Below are 3,213 nucleotides of genomic sequence, written 5' to 3'. Positions count from 1 at the left end.
GAGTTAGTACATTGAAAACTGAATATAATCCAAGAAAAAACCGAGAAACAATCAAAAGAGAACAGATTGCAAGAGCGACCGAGAGAGTATCTTGAGTAAGGTCAAGTAAAAAAGGGCGCACGGTGAATGCCTAGGCACAATAAGGCGAAGAAGGACGTGACGAACCACGAAAGGCTTCGGGGAGCTGTAAGTAAGCAGAGATCCGGAGATATCCGAATGGGGGAACCCAATGTAGAGATACATTACTAGTTATTGAATAAATAGGTAACTAGGGCAAGACGCAGTGAACTGAAACATCTAAGTAGCTGCAGGAAGAGAAAGAAAGATCGATTTCCCAAGTAGCGGCGAGCGAAACGGAAAGAGCCCAAACCAAGCAATTTATTGTTTGGGGTTGTAGGACTGCAAGAAGGTAAGTACAGGCGATAGCAGAATTATCTGGGAAGGTAAGCCAGAGAGGGTGAGAGCCCCGTAAGCGAAATCAAGAGTACGCCGAGCAGAATCCTGAGTAGGTCGGAACACGAGGAATTCCGATTGAAGCAGCGAGGACCATCTCGCAAGGCTAAATACTAGATTGTGACCGATAGTGAACCAGTACCGTGAGGGAAAGGTGAAAAGAACCCCGGAAGGGGAGTGAAAGAGAACCTGAAACCGTGTGCTTACAAGTAGTCAGAGCCCATTAAAGGGTGATGGCGTGCCTTTTGTAGAATGAACCGGCGAGTTACGTTAAATAGCGAGGTTAAGTCATAAAAGGACGGAGCCGTAGCGAAAGCGAGTCTGAAGAGGGCGAGAGAGTTATTTGATGTAGACCCGAAACCAAGTGACCTACCCATGACCAGGTTGAAGGTGTGGTAAAACACACTGGAGGACCGAACCCACGTAAGTTAAAAATTGCGGGGATGAGTTGTGGGTAGCGGTGAAATTCCAAACGAACTTGGAGATAGCTGGTTCTCTCCGAAATAGCTTTAGGGCTAGCCTGGTGCGAGGATGATAATGGAGGTAGAGCTCTGTTTGGATGAGGGGCCCGTCAGGGGTTACTGAATTCAGATAAACTGCGAATTCCATGTATCAAAGCACTGGAGTCAGACTGCGAGTGATAAGATCCGTAGTCGAAAGGGAAACAGCCCAGATCACCAGTTAAGGTCCCAAAATCTATGCTAAGTGGAAAAGGATGTGGAGTTGCGTAGACAACTAGGATGTTGGCTCAGAAGCAGCCATCATTAAAAGAGTGCGTAATAGCTCACTAGTCGAGTGACGCTGCGCCGAAAATTTACCGGGGCTAAGCATAGTACCGAAACTGTGGATGCATTAGCAATAATGCGTGGTAGGAGAGCGTTCTAAATGCGGTGAAGCTTAATCGAGAGGATAAGTGGAGCGTTTAGAAGTGAGAATGCCGGTATGAGTAGCGAAAGATAGGTGAGAATCCTATCCGCCGAAAGACTAAGGTTTCCTGGGGCAGGCTCGTCCGCCCAGGGTAAGTCGGGACCTAAGGCGAGGCCGAAAGGCGTAGTCGATGGACAACAGGTAGAAATTCCTGTACTGCGTTAGATCGTTAATAGCGAAGGAGGGACGCAGGAGGCAAAGGACGCATGGAGCTGGAAAGCCATGTTTAAGCGACAAGTGTAATGGTGAGTCAAATGCTTACTGTTAAGAAGCACAAGTCGTGATGAGGAGCGAAATAAAAGTAGCGAAGGTTCAAGAGTCACACTGCCAAGAAAAGCTTCTAGTGAGAGCTAACGTACCCGTACCGCAAACCGACACAGGTAGTCGAGTGGAGAACACTAAGGTGAGCGAGAGAACTCTCGTTAAGGAACTCGGCAAAATAGCCCCGTAACTTCGGGAGAAGGGGTGCTGGTGTAAAAGCCAGCCGCAGTGAATAGGCCCAAACAACTGTTTATCAAAAACACAGGTCTCTGCAAAGTCGTAAGACGACGTATAGGGGCTGACACCTGCCCGGTGCTGGAAGGTTAAGGAGAGCTGTTAGCGTAAGCGAAGCAGCGAACTGAAGCCCCAGTAAACGGCGGCCGTAACTATAACGGTCCTAAGGTAGCGAAATTCCTTGTCGGGTAAGTTCCGACCTGCACGAAAGGTGTAATGATTTGGGCACTGTCTCAACGAGAGACTCGGTGAAATTATAATACCCGTGAAGATGCGGGTTACCCGCGACAGGACGGAAAGACCCCATGGAGCTTCACTGCAATTTGATATTGGGCAACTGTTAAGCATGTACAGGATAGGTAGGAGCCGGAGAAGATAGTACGCTAGTATTATCAGAGGCAATGTTGGGATACTACCCTTGTTTGATGGTTGCTCTAACCAGCGCCTCTAAGCGAGGCATGGGACAGTGTCAGATGGGCAGTTTGACTGGGGCGGTCGCCTCCTAAAGAGTAACGGAGGCGCCCAAAGGTTCCCTCAGAATGGTTGGAAATCATTCACAGAGTGTAAAGGTATAAGGGAGCTTGACTGCGAGAGCGACAACTCGAGCAGGGACGAAAGTCGGGCTTAGTGATCTGGTGGTACCGCATGGAAGGGCCATCACTCAACGGATAAAAGCTACCCTGGGGATAACAGGCTTATCTCCCCCAAGAGTTCACATCGACGGGGAGGTTTGGCACCTCGATGTCGGCTCGTCGCATCCTGGGGCTGAAGTAGGTCCCAAGGGTTGGGCTGTTCGCCCATTAAAGCGGCACGCGAGCTGGGTTCAGAACGTCGTGAGACAGTTCGGTCCCTATCCGTCGTGGGCGTAGGAAATTTGAGAGGAGCTGTCCTTAGTACGAGAGGACCGGGATGGACATACCGCTGGTGTACCAGTTGTCTTGCCAAAGGCATAGCTGGGTAGCTAAGTATGGCAGGGATAAGCGCTGAAAGCATCTAAGTGCGAAGCCCCCCTCAAGATGAGATTTCCCATACGAAAGTAGTAAGACACCTCAGAGACGATGAGGTAGATAGGCTAGGAGTGGAAGAGCCGTGAGGTTTGGAGCGGACTAGTACTAATCAGTCGAGGACTTGACCAAAAGCGAAGGCAGTCAAAGGAGAGAGCGGAACGGTTTTTTCGAAGGATAATATTTAGTTTTGAGTGTAAAAGCTCAAAAAGAAGTACGGTGGCAAGAGCAAGAAGGAAACACCTGTAACCATGCCGAACACAGAAGTTAAGCTTCTTAACGCCGAGAGTAGTTGGTGGGAGACTGCCTGCGAGGGTAGGACGTTGCCGTGCTT

At 49.4% G+C, this 3,213-nt stretch carries 2 rRNA genes; both read left to right on the top strand.

Going from position 1 to position 3,213, the window contains the following annotated elements:
- The first annotated feature begins 99 nt into the window (after positions 1–99).
- A 23S ribosomal RNA gene (locus tag F5ESL0225_RS08270) occupies positions 100–3,011 on the top strand.
- A gap of 83 nt (positions 3,012–3,094) precedes the next feature.
- Positions 3,095–3,211: ribosomal RNA gene (gene rrf, locus F5ESL0225_RS08265) — 5S ribosomal RNA — on the top strand.
- Positions 3,212–3,213: the final 2 nt, after the last annotated feature.

Origin of the sequence: Lactobacillus sp. ESL0225, from assembly GCF_003692905.1 — a bacterium.
Taxonomy (GTDB): domain Bacteria; phylum Bacillota; class Bacilli; order Lactobacillales; family Lactobacillaceae; genus Lactobacillus; species Lactobacillus bombicola.
This window is presented reverse-complemented; position numbering and strand designations above follow the sequence as displayed.